17 protein-coding genes and 1 tRNA gene are annotated in these 18559 nt (G+C 76.2%); 9 read left to right on the forward strand and 9 right to left on the reverse strand.

Annotated elements, in window-relative coordinates:
* Positions 1-144: 144 nt before the first annotated feature.
* Positions 145-837, forward strand: a complete 693-nt coding sequence (locus tag PH190_RS27655; RefSeq protein ID WP_274234754.1) for a response regulator transcription factor — start codon at positions 145-147, stop codon at positions 835-837.
* A 53-nt stretch (positions 838-890) separates the two neighbouring features.
* On the opposite strand, the gene PH190_RS27660 is transcribed toward PH190_RS27655, so the two are convergent.
* Both PH190_RS27660 and PH190_RS27665 read right to left on the reverse strand, forming a co-directional pair.
* Positions 891-2081: an LLM class flavin-dependent oxidoreductase gene (locus tag PH190_RS27660; RefSeq protein ID WP_274234755.1), complete on the reverse strand. Its 1191-nt coding sequence runs from the start codon at positions 2079-2081 to the stop codon at positions 891-893.
* Positions 2082-2181: 100 nt separating this feature from the next.
* Complete coding sequence (locus tag PH190_RS27665) at positions 2182-3834, reverse strand: sensor histidine kinase (protein WP_337993864.1); 1653 nt, start codon at positions 3832-3834, stop codon at positions 2182-2184.
* A gap of 83 nt (positions 3835-3917) precedes the next feature.
* On the opposite strand from PH190_RS27665, the gene PH190_RS27670 reads away from it, so the two are divergent.
* Positions 3918-5813 (forward strand): S1C family serine protease, encoded by a 1896-nt coding sequence (locus PH190_RS27670; protein WP_274234756.1) that lies wholly within the window; start codon positions 3918-3920, stop codon positions 5811-5813.
* Positions 5814-5878: 65 nt separating this feature from the next.
* Positions 5879-6391: a MogA/MoaB family molybdenum cofactor biosynthesis protein gene (locus PH190_RS27675; protein WP_274234757.1), complete on the forward strand. Its 513-nt coding sequence runs from the start codon at positions 5879-5881 to the stop codon at positions 6389-6391.
* Positions 6392-6615: 224 nt separating this feature from the next.
* Here PH190_RS27675 and PH190_RS27680 read toward each other — a convergent pair whose 3' ends face one another.
* Positions 6616-7020: a hypothetical protein gene (locus PH190_RS27680; protein WP_274234758.1), complete on the reverse strand. Its 405-nt coding sequence runs from the start codon at positions 7018-7020 to the stop codon at positions 6616-6618.
* A gap of 3 nt (positions 7021-7023) precedes the next feature.
* Entirely contained in the window at positions 7024-7245 is a 222-nt protein-coding gene (locus PH190_RS27685; RefSeq protein WP_274234759.1) for an SAF domain-containing protein, read from the reverse strand.
* A 336-nt stretch (positions 7246-7581) separates the two neighbouring features.
* On the opposite strand from PH190_RS27685, the gene PH190_RS27690 reads away from it, so the two are divergent.
* Positions 7582-8493: a DMT family transporter gene (locus PH190_RS27690; protein ID WP_274234760.1), complete on the forward strand. Its 912-nt coding sequence runs from the start codon at positions 7582-7584 to the stop codon at positions 8491-8493.
* A gap of 197 nt (positions 8494-8690) precedes the next feature.
* On the opposite strand, the gene PH190_RS27695 is transcribed toward PH190_RS27690, so the two are convergent.
* The 3 genes from PH190_RS27695 to PH190_RS27705 form a co-directional block, all read right to left on the reverse strand.
* Positions 8691-9041, reverse strand: coding sequence for an FmdB family zinc ribbon protein (locus PH190_RS27695; RefSeq protein WP_274234761.1), 351 nt, complete (start codon positions 9039-9041; stop codon positions 8691-8693).
* 166 nt (positions 9042-9207) lie between these two features.
* The gene (locus PH190_RS27700) at positions 9208-9822 is read right to left on the reverse strand and encodes a 5-formyltetrahydrofolate cyclo-ligase (protein WP_274234762.1); all 615 of its coding nucleotides are present in this window, start codon (positions 9820-9822) and stop codon (positions 9208-9210) included.
* Entirely contained in the window at positions 9819-11198 is a 1380-nt protein-coding gene (locus tag PH190_RS27705; protein WP_274234763.1) for a UTP--glucose-1-phosphate uridylyltransferase, read from the reverse strand. Before PH190_RS27705 ends, PH190_RS27700 begins: the two co-directional genes overlap by 4 nt.
* A gap of 112 nt (positions 11199-11310) precedes the next feature.
* Here PH190_RS27705 and glp point away from each other — a divergent pair, with 112 nt between their 5' ends.
* The 4 genes from glp to PH190_RS27725 all read left to right on the forward strand — a co-directional run bounded on the left by glp (position 11311) and on the right by PH190_RS27725 (position 14822).
* Entirely contained in the window at positions 11311-12564 is a 1254-nt protein-coding gene (gene glp, locus PH190_RS27710; protein ID WP_274234764.1) for a molybdotransferase-like divisome protein Glp, read from the forward strand.
* A gap of 5 nt (positions 12565-12569) precedes the next feature.
* The gene (locus PH190_RS27715; RefSeq protein ID WP_274234765.1) at positions 12570-13241 is read left to right on the forward strand and encodes a GNAT family N-acetyltransferase; all 672 of its coding nucleotides are present in this window, start codon (positions 12570-12572) and stop codon (positions 13239-13241) included.
* A gap of 236 nt (positions 13242-13477) precedes the next feature.
* Positions 13478-14689: a divisome protein SepX/GlpR gene (gene sepX / locus PH190_RS27720; protein ID WP_274234766.1), complete on the forward strand. Its 1212-nt coding sequence runs from the start codon at positions 13478-13480 to the stop codon at positions 14687-14689.
* Between the two features lie 60 nt (positions 14690-14749).
* Positions 14750-14822, forward strand: a tRNA-Ala gene (locus PH190_RS27725).
* 211 nt (positions 14823-15033) lie between these two features.
* Here PH190_RS27725 and PH190_RS27730 read toward each other — a convergent pair.
* On the reverse strand, positions 15034-16503 hold the full coding sequence (locus PH190_RS27730; protein ID WP_274234772.1) for a dolichyl-phosphate-mannose--protein mannosyltransferase: 1470 nt from the start codon (positions 16501-16503) through the stop codon (positions 15034-15036).
* A 130-nt stretch (positions 16504-16633) separates the two neighbouring features.
* Between PH190_RS27730 and rsmI the strand changes: the two genes are divergently transcribed.
* The gene (rsmI, locus tag PH190_RS27735; RefSeq protein ID WP_274234767.1) at positions 16634-17479 is read left to right on the forward strand and encodes a 16S rRNA (cytidine(1402)-2'-O)-methyltransferase; all 846 of its coding nucleotides are present in this window, start codon (positions 16634-16636) and stop codon (positions 17477-17479) included.
* A 13-nt stretch (positions 17480-17492) separates the two neighbouring features.
* On the opposite strand, the gene PH190_RS27740 is transcribed toward rsmI, so the two are convergent.
* On the reverse strand, positions 17493-18428 hold the full coding sequence (locus tag PH190_RS27740; RefSeq protein ID WP_274234768.1) for an NADP-dependent oxidoreductase: 936 nt from the start codon (positions 18426-18428) through the stop codon (positions 17493-17495).
* Positions 18429-18559: the final 131 nt, after the last annotated feature.

Raw genomic sequence — 18559 nt, forward strand, 5'->3', positions numbered from 1 at the left:
AGATCCTGCCCCGACATCCTCCCCGACCGAGACGCCGGGGGACCCTGCGCGGTTGCGTGTCGTGGGTGTCGATCTCATATCGGACATCCCGGGCGTGCCCCGTCGTCTCAGGACGATCTCAGGCCGCGGCCCCACACTGTCGCCATGCGGATCCTCGTCGCGGACGACGACCGGGCGGTGCGCGACTCCCTGCGCCGCTCGCTGGCGTTCAACGGCTACCAGGTCGAGCTCGCCGCGGACGGGCAGCAGGCGCTCGACGCCATCGCGGGCCAGCGCCCCGACGCCCTCGTCCTCGACGTGATGATGCCACGGGTCGACGGGCTCGAGGTGTGCCGGCGGCTGCGCAACGCGGGCGACGACATCCCCGTGCTGGTGCTCACCGCGCGCGAGGCGGTGTCCGACCGGGTCGCCGGGCTCGACGCGGGCGCCGACGACTACCTCGCCAAGCCCTTCGCGCTCGAGGAGCTGCTGGCGCGGCTGCGCGCCCTGCTGCGCCGCACCACCCCCGAGGAGGCGGGCACGCCCGACCCCGAGCCGCTGCGCTTCGCCGACCTCTCCCTCGACCCCGTGACGCGGGAGGTCCGCCGCGGCGAGCGCCCCATCAGCCTGACGCGTACGGAGTTCTCGCTGCTCGAGCTGTTCATGGCCAACCCGCGCCGTGTGCTGACCCGCAGCCGCATCCTCGAGGACGTCTGGGGCTACGACTTCCCGACCACCGGCAACGCCCTCGAGGTCTACGTCGGCTACCTGCGCCGCAAGACCGAGGCCGAGGGCGAGGCGCGCCTCATCCACACGGTCCGCGGCGTCGGCTACGTGCTGCGGGAGACGCCGCCGTGAGCTGGTCGTGCGTGATCTCCTGAGCCATCGCTCAGAAGATCACGCACGACGGGTCAGCCCTTCGCGGCCACCTCGTCGGCGTACTTCTTGGTCATGTGGTCGACGGCCTCGAGCTGCGTGGCCGCGAACTCGTCGCGCCGCAGGCCCGCGCGCTCCTTGGCGGCCTGGGTGGACTCGGCGTGGGTGCGCCCGCCCCACGTCGCGCCCTGGAAGTGGGGCATGACCTCCTGGGCGAGGAGCTCCCACGAGCGCTTCGTCGCCGCCGGGTTGGCCCACTCGTGCCCGAGCAGCAGCATCGCGCCGAAGCCGCCGGACTGGTCGGCGAGGCGCCTGACCTGGGCCCGCGCGTCCTCCGGCGTCCCGATCGCCCCGATGCCGGCCTCGTTGATGAAGTCGATCATCTCCTTGACGTCGCCGCCCTCGACCGCCATCTGCGGGAACGCCGCGGTCTTCTGGAAGTAGCGGAACCAGGACTCGATCCCGTACTCGACGTCGCGGTAGGCCTGCTCCTTGGTCTCCGCGATGTGCATGAGCCCGACCAGGCGCCACTTCTCGCGATCGGGGGTCGGCTGCCCGAAGTGCTGGGCGCGCTCCTCCACGACGTTCCAGTGGTGGGCGAGCGCGTCGAACCCGTCCTGGGTCAGCGTCGCGCCGATCGAGAGCAGGCCCACCCCGTGCCGGCCCGCCATGCGCGGCCCGGTGGGCGACGCGACGGCCGCGACCGCGATGTCGAAGCACGGCTCGGTGTAGGGCCGCAGCTGCAGCTGGGCCTCGATGAGGTTGTGGGTCCTGGTCTGCTCGGTGACCACCTCGCCGCGCAGCAGCCGCATGATGATGTCGAGGTTGACGTCGAGCAGTTCGCGGGTGTCGGTCGGGTTCAGGCCGATCATCGACGAGTCGCTGGGCAGCGAGCCGGGCCCGACGCCGAGCATCGAGCGGCCGCGGGTGAGGTGGTCGAGCATGACCATGCGGTCGGCCACCCAGAGCGGGTTGTGGTAGCTCGCCGAGGTCACGCCGGTGCCGAGCTTGATCCGCCGGGTCCGCTCGGCCGCCGCCGCGATGAAGATCTCCGGCGACGCGATGATCTCGCTGCCCGCCGAGTGGTGCTCGCCGATCCAGGCCTCGTCGACGCCCAGCGCATCGAGGTGCTCGATCAGTTCGAGGTCGCGCTGCAGGGCGAGGGTCGGGTTCTCCCCGGCGCGGTGGAACGGGGCCAGGAACGTGCCGAAGCGCAGTCTGCTCACGGGTCTCCCTCTCGGCGTGCTTGTATCCAAGCCCGACCGTAAGCCGGGTCACAGGGATACGTACAGACCGGGTGACGCTCCGTGAGCGATCTGTGGAACGTCAGCGGCGGGGCATCCAGAAGCGCAGGAGCGCGCCGCCCTCCGGGGCCCGGTGGGCCGAGACGCCGCCGTGGTGGCGGTCGGCGACCTGGGCGACGATCGACAGGCCGAGCCCCGACCCGCTCATCGTCCGCGCGTCGAGCGAGCGGTAGAAGCGCTCGAAGACGAGGTCGAGCTCCTCGTCGGCGATCCCGGGCCCGCTGTCGGCCACCTCCAGCACCGCGGTGCCGGGCCGCTCCGGCGCCACGCCGGGCCGCAGGGTCACGCGCACCGTGCCGCCCGGGGGGCTCCACTTCGCGGCGTTGTCGAGGAGGTTCAGCGCGGCCCGCTCCAGGGCGTTCGCGTCGCCGGTGACCTCGCAGGAGGCGAGGTCGACGTCGAACGTCACGTTCTCGGCGGTGCCGCGGCGCCGGGCCCGGTCGAGGGCGCGTTCGACGACGTCGGCGAGGTCGAGGGGCTCGGCGGCGACCTCGGGCGGGTCGTCGCGCGCGAGCTCGACGACGTCGCCGATGAGGTTCGCCAGCTCGTCGACCTGCGCGCGCAGGTCGGCCTGGAGCTCCTCGCGGTCCTGCGCGGAGAGGGTGGGCGCGCCGGGGCGGTCGGAGGCGCGATCGGAGGCCATGAGCAGCTCGAGGTTGGTGCGCAGCGAGGTCAGCGGCGTGCGCAGCTCGTGCCCCGCGTCGGCGACGAGCCGTCGTTGTCGCTCGATCGACGACGCCAGCGCGGCGAGCATCGCGTTGAAGCTGCTGGTCAGGCGGGCGATCTCGTCGCCGCCGGTGACCGGGATCGGCCGCAGGTCGCCGGTGCGCGCCACCCGCTCGGTCGCCGAGATCAGCCGCTCGACCGGGCGCAGGCCGGCACGGGCGATCGCGACGCCGGTCAGGGCGGCGAGCAGCACGCCCGACGCGCCCGCGACGAGCAGGACGACGGCGAGCTTCGAGAGCGTGCGCCGGGTCGGCTCGAGCTCCTGGGCGAGCACCAGCGCCCGCCCCTCGCCGGCGTACACCGCGACCACGCGGTAGACCTCGCCGTCGACGACCCCCGTGCGCACCGACGTCGGCGGGTCCTGGCGCGCCGCGGACACCTCGGCGGCGCCGAGCGGCGGGCTGCTGCCGCGCAGGGTGACGAACTCGCCGCCGGAGGTCACGATCGCGACCCGCACCTCGCCCGCGGCCAGGGCGTCGGACGAGACGCGCAGCAGGATCGCGGGGTCGGCGAGGTCGCCCGACGCGGCGACCGTGGCGCGCTGGACGAGGCTCTCGTCGAGCTGGTCGTAGAGCGCCCGCTGGGCGGTGAAGAACACCGCGATCGCGATGAGCGCGACGAGCAGCCCGCCGCCGACCGAGACGAGGATGCCGACCCGACGGCGCAGCGGGATGCCCTGGAGGATGTGGCGCACCAGCCCGGGCGGTGGGTCGTCGGTGCCGTCGTCGTCCCGGTCGGTCGGGGCGGTGCTCGGGGTGGTGCTCGGGGCGGTGCTCGGGGTGGTGCTCGGGGCGGTGCTCGGGGCAGGGCTCGGGGTGGGCGTGGCCGTGGCCGGCGTGCGAGCCGACGTGCTGGCCGGGATCTCCGCCCGGTCGTGCGGGTCCGCCGGGGGACGGTCGTCGGCGACCGGCGAACCGGCGTTCGACGGGCCGGTGACGGGACGTTCCACCCCTCCAGCTTCCCCCGTCCGCGCCCCGGTGGGCACGGGCGCCGGGCGACGCGCCGCCAGGGGCGATGCGAGAGGGTTGGGACATGAGCGAGAACGACGCCGCGTCCTCCGTCCCGGACGGCACCGGCCGGGCGGGATCCGACACGCCCGCGGACCCGGCGTCGGCCTCGGCGGGGTCGTCGGGGACGTCGGGCTCGTCGGGGACGTCGGGCTCGTCCCCGTCCGGTCCCGGCGGTGTCCGCTGGGCCGAGGGCACGGGGCGCGAGTACGACACGGCGCCGACCGGCCGCGCCGGCGCGGCCGAGGGCGCGACGCCCTACAGCGCGCCCACCCCTGCGGCCGGCGTGCCGGCGGGGCCGGGGGCCGCGGGCCCGGGGCAGGGCGCGGGCCCGGGGCAGAGCTCGGGGCAGGGCGCGGGGTACGGGCCGGGCCCGGGGCCGTCGTCGGGGTACGGCCAGGGGCCGGGGTACGGGCCGGGCCCGGGTGCGACGGCCGAGATCGGGCAGGGCACCGGATCGGCGCCCGGCTACGGGTCGGGCACCGAGTACGGGCCGGCGACGGGGTACGGGCAGGGCTCGGGTCCCGGGCTCGGCGGCACGCCGGCGTCGTCGGGTCCGGGCGGGGTCTCGCCCGGGTCGGGGTCGGCGCCGTCCGCGGGCCCGACGGCGGCCTTCGGCACGATGCCGTCCTACCCGGCGACGGCGCCCCAGACCCGCGAGGCGCCGGCGGTCGGGCCGGGCGGTGCGCCCCAGGCCGCCGGCGGCTACGGCTGGGGGAGCAGCGGGGCGGGTCCGGCGACGCCGCCCGGCGGCTGGCCCCGCGACGCCGGCGGGGGCTGGGGAGGATCGCCCACCCCGGGGCAGGGCGGGTACGGCGGCGGTGGCGCGGGCGGCGGGTCGTCCAGGCGCCCCGGCACGGCCGCGCTCGTCGCCCTCGCGCTGGTCGCGGGCCTGATCGGCGGCGCGCTCTCAGCGGTGGTGCTCGGTGGGATCGGCGGCGGCGGGTCGTCGAGCTCGTCGCAGGGCACCGCGCTCGACGAGCCCGCCCCCGGGGGCGGTGCGCGGGCGCCGGCGCCCGGGTCGATCGAGGAGATCGCCGCGAACGTGCTGCCCAGCGCCGTGCAGATCCGCGGCGCGGCGGGCGAGGGCTCGGGCATCGTGCTCTCCGCCGACGGGCTGATCATGACCAACAACCACGTGCTGCAGGCGGGCCAGGGCGGTGGACTCGAAGCGATCTTCTCCGACGGCCGCGCCGCCCCGGTCCAGATCGTCGGCACGGCGCCGGCGGCCGACATCGCCGTCGTGCGCGCCACGGGGGTCGGCGGGCTGCGCGCGGCGAGCCTCGGCAACTCCGACGACCTCGTGCAGGGGCAGACCGTCGTCGCCGTCGGCTCGCCGCTCGGGCTCTCCGGCACCGTGACCACCGGCATCGTCAGCGCGCTCCAGCGCCCGGTCGAGGCCGGCGGCTCCGGCGCGGGGCAGAGCAGCGTCCTCGACGCCATCCAGACCGACGCCGCGATCAACCCGGGCAACTCCGGCGGGCCGCTGGTCGACGGCCAGGGCCGCGTGATCGGCGTCAACACCGCCATCGCCAGCGTCACCGGCAGCGCGGGCCAGGAGGCCGGCTCCATCGGCCTCGGCTTCGCGATCCCGATCAACCAGGCCCGCCGCCTCGCCACCGAGCTCGTCGACACCGGCCAGGCGACCCAGGCCGTCATCGGCGTCGGGGTGGCCGACGCCGCCCCGCGCGGCGCGGCGATGGCCGACGTGCAGCCGGGCGGACCCGCCGCGACCGCGGGCATCGTCGCCGGCGACGTCGTGGTCGGCGTCGACAACCGGGTCATCGAGGACGCGAACGCGTTCGTCGCGGCCATCCAGTCGCGGGCGCCGGGCCAGACCGTGACGCTCTCGCTCCAGGCCCCGGGCGGCACGCGCCAGGTGACGGTGACGCTGGGCAGCCGCGTCATCGGCGGGCGGTGAGCCGGCTGCCGGGGGACGCTCCTCCGCTGCGTGGCCTCCCGGGGCTCCCGACTAAATTGGTGACCATGGAGAACCAGCCGCTGGTCGGCGGCGAGATGCTGGGACGGGCCCTCGTCGTCGTGGTCGACGACCGGGTCAGCCGCGGCGAGAGCTCGGACACCATCGGGCCGCTGGTGACCGAGCTGCTCGGCGAGGCGAACCTCGTGGTGGACGGCACGATCGTCGTGCCCGGCGAGTCGGTCGCGATCCGCAACGCGCTCAACACCGCCGTCATCGGCGGCGTCGACCTCGTCGTCACCGTCGGCGGCACCGGCGTGTCCCCCCGCGCGGTCACCGCCGACGCCACCGCCGGGGTGCTCGACCGGCCGATCCCCGGCATCGCCGAGGCGATCCGTGCCTCCGGGCTCGCTGCCGGCGCGGTCGACGCGGGCCTGTCCCGCGGGCTCGTCGGCGTCTCGGGCAGCACGCTGGTGGTCAACCTCGCCTCGTCGCGCGCGGCCGTGCGTGACGGCATGGCGACCCTGACCCCGATGATCTCCCACGTGATCGCCGAGCTGTCGGGGCTGGAGGAGCACTGAGCCCCGCGCCGGGCCCCCCGGACGACGCCGCGGCAGGGGACGAGGCGCGGCGCCGGGCGGCCCGGCGTGCCGCGATCTTCGGGGACGACCCGGTGGCGTCGTCGGACGAGCGGGAGCCGGGCACGAGCACCCCGAGCGGGGGCGAGGACGAGGACCGTCGGAGGTACGAGGCCGAGCGGCCCCCGCACCACGACCGCCCCTGAGGCGCTCGTCCTCCGGCGCGCTCACCGCAGCGTCACCGTGACCTCCTCGCGCAAGGACACCGTGGCCACCCGCGCCGCGAGCTCGCCGGGCAGCGCGACGACCACCACCGGCGCCGCGCCCGCCGTGCGCTCCGGCGCGGGCAGCACCGCGAGCACCACCGCCCCCGGCGCGAGGACGGCCGGCTCGGCGTACGCGGGCGGGTCGGCGCCGTCGGTGCCCCCCACCGGCTCGGACACCACCCCGTCCGCCGCCCCCGCCGCCACGAGGTCGACGCGCGTCCCCGGCGTGAGCAGGGCGGCCACCCCCGCGTCGGCGAGCCGCACGGGCACCCCCGCGGCGTCCGGCACCCCCGCGGCCACGACGGCTGCGACCGGGCCCAGCAGCCGCACGTCGGTCAGCGCCTCCCCGGCCCGCACCCCGCCCACGACCTAACGGCCCGCGACCGCCCCCGGCTCCGCCAGCGCCCCGGCCGGCACGAGCTCGGGCGGCAGCGTCCGCACCGCCACGTCGGCGGGGCCGAGGGCGACGCCCGGCGCCAGGTCGCGCGCGGCGACGAGCACGGGCGTCCCCGCCGGCGCCACCCGGGGCGCGGCGAGCAGACCCAGGGCCAGCACCGCGAGGAGCCCGGCCGCCGCGCGCCGCAGCGCCACCGCCCGCCGCCACCCGGGCGGCGGCAGTCGCCACCGGCGGCCCGGTCGGCCCGGTCGGCCCCGTCGGCCCCGGCGGCCCTGCCCCTCGGGCAGTGACCCGTCGCGTTCTCGCACGTCGCCGACGCTAGGTCGGCCCGCTCGTCGGGACCCAGCGGTCACCCGTCCGGCCGTGGACGCGAACGGCCGATGGGGACGGCGTCCGGCGCAGCGCGACCGGGCCGTGCGCCCGGCCCGGCGCGGCGACGCCGCCGGGCAGCCCGGTAGTTTGCGGCCGAAGGGGTCACCGCAAGGTCACCGCGAGACGTCACCGAGAGCGGGAAGAGGGCGGGCGCAGGCATGGCCGTCGTGCTCGTGCTGCTCGCCACCATCGCGAACGCGACGGCCCTGGTCCTGCAGCGCAAGGCCGCGCAGGACAGCGCCCGGTCCCGGGGCATCAGCGCCGGCACCCTGCGCGACATGGTCCAGCGCCCCGCGTGGCTGGTCGGCACCGCGATCTTCGCGGTCGCGGTCGCGTTGCAGGCCACGGCGCTGAGCATCGGGTCGATCGCGCTGGTGCAGCCGGTGCTGGTCATGGAGCTGCCGTTCACCCTGCTGCTGGGCTGGCTCGTGCTCGGCGGGGCGCTGCGACGCCGGGAGTGGATCGCCGTCGCGATCATGTCGATCGGGCTCGTCGTCCTGCTCGTCACGCTCCAGCCCAGCGGCGGCGACGCCCTGGGCGCGGGGACGCTCGTCTGGATCCTCGGCACGCTCGTGACGCTCGGGCTGCTCGGGCTGACGAGCTCGATCGCCAAGCGCTCGCGGCCGGTGGGACGGGCCGCCTGGTACGGGATCGCGGCGGGCATCGGGTCCGGGTTCGTGGCCGTCATCGTCAAGGCGATGTCCGAGGCGCTCATCCGTGACGGCGGCGTCGGCGTCCTGACGACCTGGCAGAGCTACCTGCTGATCCCCGTCGCGCCGGCGGCGTTCCTGGTCCTCCAGCACGCGCTGCGGGCCGGGCGGCTGCTGGCGTCGCAGCCGGGCCTCATCCTCGGCAACCCGCTGCTCTCGTCGATCTGGGGCATCGGCCTGCTGGGCGAGGAGATCAACGGCGGCGCGGCGCTCCTGGGCGGGCTGGCCGGCGCCGCGCTCATGGTCGTCGGGGTGTTCCTGCTGTCGCGCTCGCCGCTGCTCGCGGCGCAGGAGGGCGGCCCGCGGGACACCTCGGGCTCCGCACGCAACGCCACCGGTGCGCGGCGTCGACCCCTCTGACGGGTCCCGAAACCCGCCATCTGTCACCCGTCAGGGTGATCTGCGCCGGATGTCGCAACCTTCAGGGCCACCGAGCCGTCAATCAGTGTGCGAGGCACTCGACACCGGCCGCTGGGGAGCGGGTGGGTGTCGGGCAGGTCCGGGACGCCGACTCGGGGTCGGCGTCCCGGACCACCCCTCCACCCTCGTGCCGAGCGTCAGGCGGACTTGGCCGCGCTCGGCGACGTCGTGGACGTGCTCGAGGAACCCGCGTCCGACGAGCTCTTGCCGGCCGAGTCACCCGAGCTCGTCGACGCACCCGAGGACGCGTCGGCCGTCGACTTCTCCGACGACGTCTCCGACGACGAGGACTTCTCCGACGAGCCGGACCCCGCGCGGGCGTCGTTGCGGTAGAAACCGCTGCCCTTGAACACGATCCCCACCGACGAGAACACCTTGCGCAGCCGGCCACCACACACCGGGCACTCGGTCAGCGACGGGTCGGAGAACGCCTGCACCTGCTCGAAGCGGTGGTCGCAGGCGGTGCAGGCGTAGGGATAGGTCGGCACGTGCACTCCTGGGTGTCGTCCGCCCCCGCGACGGGGGTCGTGATGTCCGCGCGCAGTGTAGATGGCACTCGCGCCATGAGAGTGCCAACGCCGACAGCGTCACGGCTGTTCCGCCCGGCGGGGCTCGTCGCACGAGGCGAGGTGGCGGCTTTCCTGGCGTTCAGTGTCAGCGTGGCCGCCAGGCTGGCAACCAGGTCACCCCGGACGACGGGCGCCAGACGGCGTGGACGGGCACGTCGTGGGGCTCGGCGGGCAGGTCCTCGGCGAGCAGCCCGTCGTCGGCCACGAGCGCCACGAGCCGCGTGTCCGGGCCGGCGTGGGGGAGGGTGCGGTCGTAGTGCCCGCCGCCGCGACCCAGGCGCACGCCGCGGCCGTCGACGGCCAGGGCCGGGACGACGACGAGCCCCGCCTCGGCGACGGCGTCGGGGCCCCGCCGGGGGCCGGTCGGCTCGAGCAGGCCGTGCGGGCCGGGTCCGAGCGACTCGGCGCCGGTGAACTCCGCCCAGTCCAGCGGCGCCGCGCCGACCGTCACGGGCAGCAGGACCCGGCGTCCGAGTGCGCGGGCCGCGTCGAGCACGGGCAGCCCGCCCTCGGGCGTCGCGCCCGGCTCCCCGCCGACGGCGACGAAGAGGCAGACGGGGTCCGCGACGCCCTCGACCACCGCCGGCAGCCCCGCGGCGAGCCGGGCGGCGTCGGCGCGGCGCTGCTCGCCCGTCCGCGCCCGGCGGGCCGCCAGCAGCTCGCGGCGCAGCTCGGCCTTCGTGCGTGAGGGGCGGGTCACCCGCGCAGCGTCTCGCCGTCGTCCACGTGCCGCGGGCCCTCGACCGTCACGTCGCCCTCGACGGTGACGTCCGCCCCGAAGGTGACGTCGCCCTCCACGGTCAGCGCGGTGGCGCGCGCCAGCGACGGCGCGCCGCCGGCGAAGCGGCGCTCGAAGTCGCCGAGCAGCTTGAACTCCCCGCCGAGCTTCACCACGGGCGCTCTGTCGAAACCGCCCGACCACGTCGGCACCATGCGCCCGTCCTCGGTCAGGTCGTAGAGGTCGGAGCGGGCGACGAGCAGGTCGTCGGTGGTCTTGACCGGCGCGAACCGGGTCCGCGGCACCTCCAGCGCCCGCGCGCCCTCGACCGACCCGATCGCCGCGCCCATCGCCGTCTCGAGCTGCAGCACCGGCGTCGAGGACGTGTCGGTGGGGTCGACGGTTTTCCTGTTGACGATCAGTGGCAGGTACGGCGCCGCGGGGTCGGCCTCCTGCAGGGCGCGCAGGTGCTCGAGGTCGAACCACAGGTTGTTGGTGTTGAAGTAGCCGAAGCGCTCGATGTCCTGGAAGGAGTCGTCGCCCTCGGGGACCTGGGCGGTCTCGCGCAGCACCAGCGACCCCCCGCGAGCAGGGTGGGAGGCGAGGTGCCCGCCCTTGCGGTCCATCGGCGTCCGGCGCGCCACCTCGAGCGCGAAGGGCACCTCCTCGGCGGCCATCCACGCGGCGATCCGCACGTCCGGGATCGCGCCGAGGTTGTCCGAGTTCGACACGAAGCACCAGCGCACCCCGGCCGCGAGCAGCGCCTCGAGCGCGCCCGACGCGGCCAGCGCCGTGTACAGGTCGCCGTGGCCCGGCGGGCACCACTCCAGGCGCGGGTCGGCGGGCCACGACACGGGGCGCCAGTCGTCGGCGCGCAGCTTCGGTTCGGCGCCCTGCAGGAAGTCCAGGGGCAGCTCGTCGTCCTCCAGGCCGGGGTGGCGGCGCAGCGCCGCGAGCGAGGGCTCGCGGGTGCCCTCGGAGTCCATGAGCAGCAGCGGCAGCCGCGCGCCGTGGGTCTCGCGCAGCGCGAGCGTCTGGCGCGCGACGGCGTCGAGGAAGCTCGTGCCGGGCTTGATCTCCAGCAGCGACTTCGGCTCGTCGAGCCCCATGCTCGTCCCCAGGCCGCCGTTGAGCTTGATCACCGCGAGGCGGTCGAGCGCGTCCCGGGCCGCGGCGTCGTCGGGCTCGGGCAGGCCGTCGAGGGTCGGCAGGTCGTCCACGGGCGCGAGCTCGTCGCCCGGCATCACCGCGCTCTCGGGCTTGGCGAGCTGCTCGAGGCGGCGGCGGAAGGCCTCGACCTCGGCGGGGTGGGCGTCCCGCGCGGTGAGGGCGGCCAGGGCGTCGTCGACGTAGGACATGCCCGCCATCTTCCCGGTGACCCGCCGCGCCCGAACCCCGGTGTCGGGCGCGTCGGAACCCCCGGCGGCACGCCCGGCGTAGGACGATGGCGGCCATGCGGAGGCTCGAGCGGTGAGGACGGTCGAGGCCCAGCTGCGCCGCGTGCTCGACGCCGCGGTCCGGCCGGCCCCGATCCGGGTGGACATCTCGTCGGCCCAGGGACTGCTCTGCGCCGAGGAGGTCGTCGCCGACCGGGCCCTGCCGGGCTTCGACCAGGCCGCCGTCGACGGGTTCGCCGTGCGCAGCGTCGACGTGCGCGCCGCGGCCGAGGAGCCCGTCGAGCTGCCCGTCGTCGGCGAGGTCGCCGTCGGCTCCCGCCAGGCCCACCGGCTGCAGCCCGGCCAGGCCGTGCGCGTGGCCACCGGTGCGCCGCTGCCGACCCTCGCCGACGCCGTCGCCCCCTACGACCACACCGACGCCGCCGACGACCCCAGCCACCGCGGCACCGGCCACCGCGCCCGCCTCACCGTCAAGGCGCCCGTGCCGTCGGCCGGCTGGGTGCGCCGGGTCGGCGAGGACGTGGCACCGGGCGACGTCGCCGTGCGCCGCGGGGCCGCGGTGGGCCCGGCCCAGGTGGGACTGCTGGCCGCGGTCGGGCGCACGAAGGTGCTCGTGCACCCGCGGCCGCGGGTCTCGGTGCTCGCGGTCGGCGACGAGCTCGTCGACCTCGACCGCACGCCCGGCACCGGCCAGGTGGTCGACGTCAACTCCTACGCGCTGGCCGCGGCGGCCGCCGACGCCGGCGCCGAGGTCACGCGCCTGGGCATCGCGTCGACCGACCCGGTGGCGCTGCGCGAGGCCGTGGAGTCGGCGGTGGCGCGCTCGGAGGTCGTCGTCGTCGCGGGCGGCGTCGGCGGGCGGCTCGGCGAGGACGTCCAGGACACGCTGTCCGAGCTCGGGCCCGTCGACGTCTCGCGCGTCGCCATGCACCCCGGCTCCGTGCAGGGCTTCGGGCGCCTGGGCGCCGAGGAGGTCCCGACGTTCCTGCTGCCCGCGAACCCGGTGTCGGCGCTCGTGGTGTTCGAGGTGCTCGTGCGCCCGCTGATACGCCTCGCCCTCGGCAAGCAGGAGCTGCACCGCCGCGAGGTCACCGCCGCCCTGCTCTCCCCGGTCTCCTCGCCGCCCGGGCGACGCAGCTACGTCCGCGGGCGGCTCCTGCGCGACCGCGCGAGCGGGGAGTACCTGGCCCAGCCGCTGGGCAGCTCCGGCTCGCACCTGCTCTCGTCGCTCGCCGAGGCCAACGCGCTCATCGTCGTCGACGAGGACACCACCGAGCTCGGCATGGACGCCCCGGTGCGGGTGTCGTTCCTCGCGCCGCGCAGCTGACGCGCGTGTCCCGATCTCCCTGGGGCGGTGCCCGGCCGACCGGCCGCCACCCGGGGTGGCCCGCGCGCACCCGCGCGCTGCGCGTGCCGGCGGGGGTCGTCGAGCTGCGCCCGGTCCGGCTGCGCGACGGCGCGGCGTGGTCGCGCACGCGGTTGCGCGACGAGGAGCACCTCGCGCCCTGGGAACCGACCCTGCCCGGGCCGTGGGCCGACCGGAACGCGCTCGCCGAGTGGCCGGGGCGCTGGGCCGCGCTGCGCTCGATGGGCCGCGCGGGGCAGGCGCTGCCGTTCACGCTGCTCGTCGACGGGGAGTTCGCCGGGCAGGTCGTCATCGGCAACGTCGTGCGGGAGCCGCTGCTCTCGGCCTACGTCGGCTACTGGGTCGGTGCGCACGTCGCCGGCGGTGGGGCGGCGACCGCGGCGGTGGCCCTGGCCGTCGACCACTGCTTCAGCCGCGTCGGCCTGCACCGGGTCGAGGCGACCGTGCGCCCCGAGAACGCGCGCAGCCTGCGGGTGCTCGCCAAGCTCGGGTTCCGCGAGGAGGGGCTGCTGCGCCGCTACCTCGAGGTCGACGGCGACTGGCGCGACCACCTCGTCCTCGCCGTCACCGAGGAGGACGTGCTGCCCGACGGCCTGGTCGCGCGGCTGCTGCGGGCCGGCCGGGCCGAGCGAGCGTGAGGCGTGCGCGGCAGCGACACCCACATGGCCCAGACCTCAACCCTGGCGCGCCATCCGGTCGAGTGGTAAAGCGCGCCGACCCTCGAGGTGCAGGTTCCCCTACTGGAGGGATCTCGTCACCGCCCGCGCACGACACGCCGCGTCGGCTCCGGGGCGCGCGGGGCTCGTGTGACTAGCGTGGCGCGTGCGGCGACCCGGATCCGGGCGTCGCGGTCGGTCGGGGTGGGAGGTCTGCGGTGCCGAGCTCGGTCGTGTTCGCGGCCCTGGTCCTCGCGTGGCTGGTCGTGCTCGTGCCGGTCGTCGCACGCCGCCGCCAGATGGTCCCGCGTCCCGCCGAGGCCGACCTGAGTGCCCGGGTGCTGCCGAGGACGGCCGGCGCGCCCCCGATCGAGGAGGTCGCCGTGACCACAGCGCAGACGGACGGACGTGCCGGCGGCGAGCGTGCGGCGGCAGCCGGGTCGGCGTCCGGCCCCGCGAACGGGCGGGGTGGCGCCGTCGCCGCCACGGCCCTCGCCGAGCGCGACGACGAGACCCCCGAGGCCCTCGACGCCGAGCTCGACCTCGACGCCGAGCGCGACGACCTCGACGACCTCGAGGACCTCGACGACCTCGACGAGGACCCGCGGCCGACCGGGCGGGAGCGCGTGCTGCCGCGCCGGGCCGGGGTGGACGTGGCGGACGAGGTGGACGAGGACGAGCTCGACGATCGTTACGACGACGACCTCGCCGACGAGGACCTCGATGACCTCGAGGACCGGTACGACGACGAGCTGCGCGACGAGGACGAGCTGGACGACCGCGACGACGACCTCGACGACGACCTGGACGACCCGGACGACGCCGGGCCCGGTGGCGCGCTGCGCCCCTACCGCCCGGGACGGGGCGGGTTCGACGCCGAGGCCGCCGAGGCCGCGGCGCACGCGCGCTACGCGTTCCGGCAGCGGGTCGCCCTCGGCCTGATCGCGGTCGCGGTGCTCTCGGCGCTGGCGGCCCTGGTCGTGACCAGCGCGATGTGGTGGCTGCACGTCGCCGCCGACGTCGTCCTCGTCGGCTACCTGGTCTTCCTGCGCCGCCAGACGCGCATCGAGGAGGAGGTGCGCGCCCGCCGGGCCGCGCGCCAGTCCGGGGAGCGCCGCGCCCTGGAGGCCCGCCGCGCCCGCCAGGCCGAGCACGACGCCCGCATGGCCGCCTACCGCGACGCCGACTGGATCGACGCGGAGTACGACGCGCACGACGCCGACGACGAGCCCGAGGACCACGCGGTCCCGGAGGCCCGTCGTGGCGACCACCGGGACCGCGACGACGGGCCCCGCTGGGCGGCCCCCCGCACGCCCCCGCCGCCGGTGCCCGCCGACATGGAGCTGGTCGGCGACACCGACGACGACCCGGCCTTCCACGACCTCGACGGCGAGCGCACCTACGGCTATCGCCGTGCGGCGGGTGCGTGAGGCGGCCCGACCCGCCGTCCGGGACTGATCCGCGACGTTGCTAGAGTGAGCGTCGCACCAGGGGCTGTGGCGCAGTTGGTAGCGCGACTCGTTCGCATCGAGTAGGTCAGGGGTTCGATTCCCCTCAGCTCCACCCCTCACCGCAACGCCCGGGCCCTCGGCCCGGGCGTTCGTCGTCTCCGGGCCGGGGGAACCGACCGGCGACCCGTGTCCCGAGGACACGGGTCGACCGGTCGCTACCGAGGACCCGTGACCCGGGCGCACGCCTCCCCGCCCGCGGCCGGCTCCGCCGACCCGTGTCCCGAGGACACGGCTCCTCCACCCCGACCGGGTCGGGGAGGGCGTCACCGCCAGGAGGGCAGCCAGAGCTCCGCGTTCCAGCGGTCGGCGGTGATCCACGTCCCGACCAGGATCGGCCACAGCCACGCGAAGTTCGCCACGACGAGGCCGGTGTAGACGCCGACGACGAGGGTGCCGGTGCGCCGGCGTTCGAGCCCCTGCTCGCGGCGGCCGAGGAACTCCCCGAGCGCCAGCACGATCGCCAGCACCAGGAACGGCGCGACCGGCGTCATGTAGAAGAAGTACATCTGCCGGTCGAGGTTGGTGAACCACGGCAGGAACCCCGCGCCGTAGCCCACGAGCACGGCGGCGTGGCGCCAGTCGAAGGCCGTCGCCACCCGCCAGATCGACCAGCCGAGCACGGGCAGGGAGATCCACCACAGCGCCGGGGTGCCGATGAGCATCACCGCCGACACGCACGACGGCGACCCGCAGCCGAGCTCGCCGGTGCCCGACTCGTAGTAGTAGAGCATCGGGCGCAGGCCCATCGGCCAGCTCCACGGCTTCGACTCCCACGGGTGCGGCGAGCCGCGCGGGGTGTCGAGCGTGGCGTGGAACTCGAGGACCTTGGTGCTGTAGTAGGCCAGGCCCTGCAGCCAGTCGGGCAGGAAGCCCAGCGGCCCGCCGACGGGGATCTGCTGGCCGACGGCGTGGCGGTCGGTGCCCGTCTCGCTGGCGATCCACGGCAGCCAGCTCGCGAGGTAGCAGAGCACCGGCACCGCGAGGAACGCCCAGGCCGCGGGCGCGACGTCACGCACCAGTGTCCCGAGGAACGGCCGCGCGACGCCCGCCGCGCGTCGGGCGGCGGCGTCGAAGCCGAGCAGCAGGGCGCCGAAGAAGACGATGTAGTACAGCCCCGACCACTTCGCGGCGAGCGAGAGCCCCAGGCAGACGCCGGCCGCCAGCCGCCACCAGCGGACACCCAGCCGTGGCCCGTAGAGCGTGTCCGCGATCCGCCCCTCGGCGACGACGACCGCGAGGCGCGCGCGGACCTCGTCGCGGTCGACCAGCAGCGCGCCGAACGCGAGCAGCACGAACAGGGCCGGGAAGACGTCGATCATCCCGACGCGAGCGGAGACGTGGCTGACGCCGTCGGCGATGAGCAGCACGCCGGCCAGCCCGCCGAGCAGGGTGGATCGGGTCATCCGCCGCGCGATCCGGATGATCGCGAGGATGCACAGCGTGCCCGCGAGCGCGGACGCCGCCCGCCAGCCCACGGGGTCGTAGCCGAAGATCCACTGCCCGACGGCCATGAGCTGCTTCGACAGCGGCGGGTGGACGACCAGCTCGTAGCCGGGGTTGTCCTCGTAGCCGCCGTTGCGCAGCACCTGCCACGCCTGGGGCACGTAGTGCTTCTCGTCGAAGATCGGGGTGCCCTGGTCGGTGGGCCAGCCGAGGTCCCAGGAGCGGACGACGCCGCCGATCACCGTGAGGACCAGCGCGACGACCCAGCCGCGCACGCGGTCGGTGGGCATCGGGCGCCCGAGCAGCTGCGCGACGGCCGGGGCGTCCTGGGGCGCCGGCCGCGGTGCCGGGTGGTGTCCCGGCGCCGGGCGCGCGATGGTGCTCGGGGCCGTCACGGGGTCCGATCGTAGGGTTGCGGCGATGGCGACGGGGTCGGACGGGGTGCTCCTGCTGGGTGGAGTCCCGCTCGGCGACCCGCGCGACGCCTCCGCCCGCCTCCGCGACGCGCTGGCCACGGCCGACGTCGTGGCCGCCGAGGACACGCGACGGCTCGCGCGCCTGGCGTCCGACCTGGGCGTCGAGGTCGGCGGGCGCGTCGTGACTTTCCGCGAGGACAACGAGGTGGCGCGCACCCCGGGGCTCGTCGACGCGGTCCGCCGCGGGGAGACCGTGCTGCTCGTCACCGACGGCGGCATGCCGAGTGTGTCCGACCCCGGCTACCGGGCCGTCGCCGCGTGCCTCGCCGAGGACCTGGCGGTGCGGTGCCTGCCCGGCCCGTCCGCGGTGCTCATGGCGCTGGCCCTGTCCGGCCTGCCCACCGATCGCTTCTGCTTCGAGGGCTTCGCGCCCCGCGCCGAGGGCAAGCGCCGGACGTGGTTCCGCGCGCTCGCGACCGAGCCGCGCACCGCCGTCTTCTTCGAGTCGCCGCGGCGGCTGGCCGGCCTGCTCGCCGTGGCGGTGGCCGAGCTCGGCGGGGAGCGTCGCGGGGCGGTCTGCCGCGAGCTGACGAAGACCCACGAGGAGGTCGTGCGCGGCACCCTCGCCGAGCTCGCGGCGTGGGCGGGGGAGCGCGACGTCCTCGGCGAGATCACGGTGGTGCTGGGCCCTGCGGCGCCCGTGACGCCGGAGCCGGAGGACCTCGCGGCGGAGGTCCTCGGGCTCGCGGCCGACGGGCGCCGTCTCAAGGACGCCGCGCGCGAGGTGGCTGCGGCGCACGGGGTCTCGGCGAACGCGCTCTACGACGCCGCGCTGCGCGCCCGCGGGTAGCCGCCCGCCGCCGTCACGGCAGCAGGACGAGCTTCCCCGACACGCGCCCGTACTGGTTGTCGTCCTGCGCCTTCCCGGCCTGGTCGAGGGGGTAGGTGACGACGGCGGTGGTGCGCAGCCGGCCGTCGACGACGCGGGCGAGCGCGTCGGCGAGGACCTCGCGCTCGGTGTCGGCGTCGCCGCCCGAGGTGAAGGTGACGCCGAGCTCCTGCGCGCCGGCGTAGTCGGCGATCGTGACGGCCTTGTCGGGCGAGCCGGTGAGGGCGACGAGGTCGCGCAGTGCGCCCTTGCCCGACGTCTCGAAGGCGCGGTCGACGCCCTGGGGCGCGACGGCCCGGATGCGGTCGGCGACGCCCTCGCCGTAGACGACCGGGGTCGCACCCAGCGCGCGGACGTCGTCCTGGTGGGCCTCGCTCGCGGTCCCGATCACGGTGACCCCGCGGGCCACGGCGTACTGCACCGCGTACACGCCCACGCCGCCCGACGCCCCGTCGACGACCAGCGTCGTGCCGGTGTGGTCGCCCTCGCCCAGCCCGAGCAGGGCGAGCGCGCGGGCCGCGGTCGTGGTGCCGGTCGGCACCGCCGCCGCGACCTCCCAGGACACCTCGGCGGGCTTGCGGACGAGCGCCTTCGCCGCCGCCAGCGCCGTCTCGCCGTACGACCCGCCGGTCGCCTTGCCGACCACCTCGTCGCCCACCGCCAGGTCGACGACGCCGTCCCCGACCGCGTCCACGACCCCGGCCACGTCGAACCCGGGCACCTTCGGCGCCGCGGGCGCGTCCCCGCTCGCCATGGCCCCCGAGCGCAGCTTCCAGTCCAGCGGGTTCACCGCCGCCGCCCGGACGCGCAGACGCACCTGGCCCTCGCCGGGCACCGGGTCCTCGCGGTCGACGACCTCGAGGACCTCGGGCCCGCCGAAGCGCCGGTACTGCACCACTCGCGATGTCATGCCCCGCGCAACGCGCCGGACCCCGCCGTCATGCCCGACGCGCGGCCAGGTCGCAGCGAACGGGCTGTTCGCTGCCTCTAGGTGTACTCGGCCGTCACGTTGGTGACAGGCGGCTGGTGGGTGGTCGGTTG

It is taken from the genome of Actinomycetospora straminea (assembly GCF_028737255.1).
Taxonomy (GTDB): Bacteria; Actinomycetota; Actinomycetes; order Mycobacteriales; family Pseudonocardiaceae; genus Actinomycetospora; species Actinomycetospora straminea.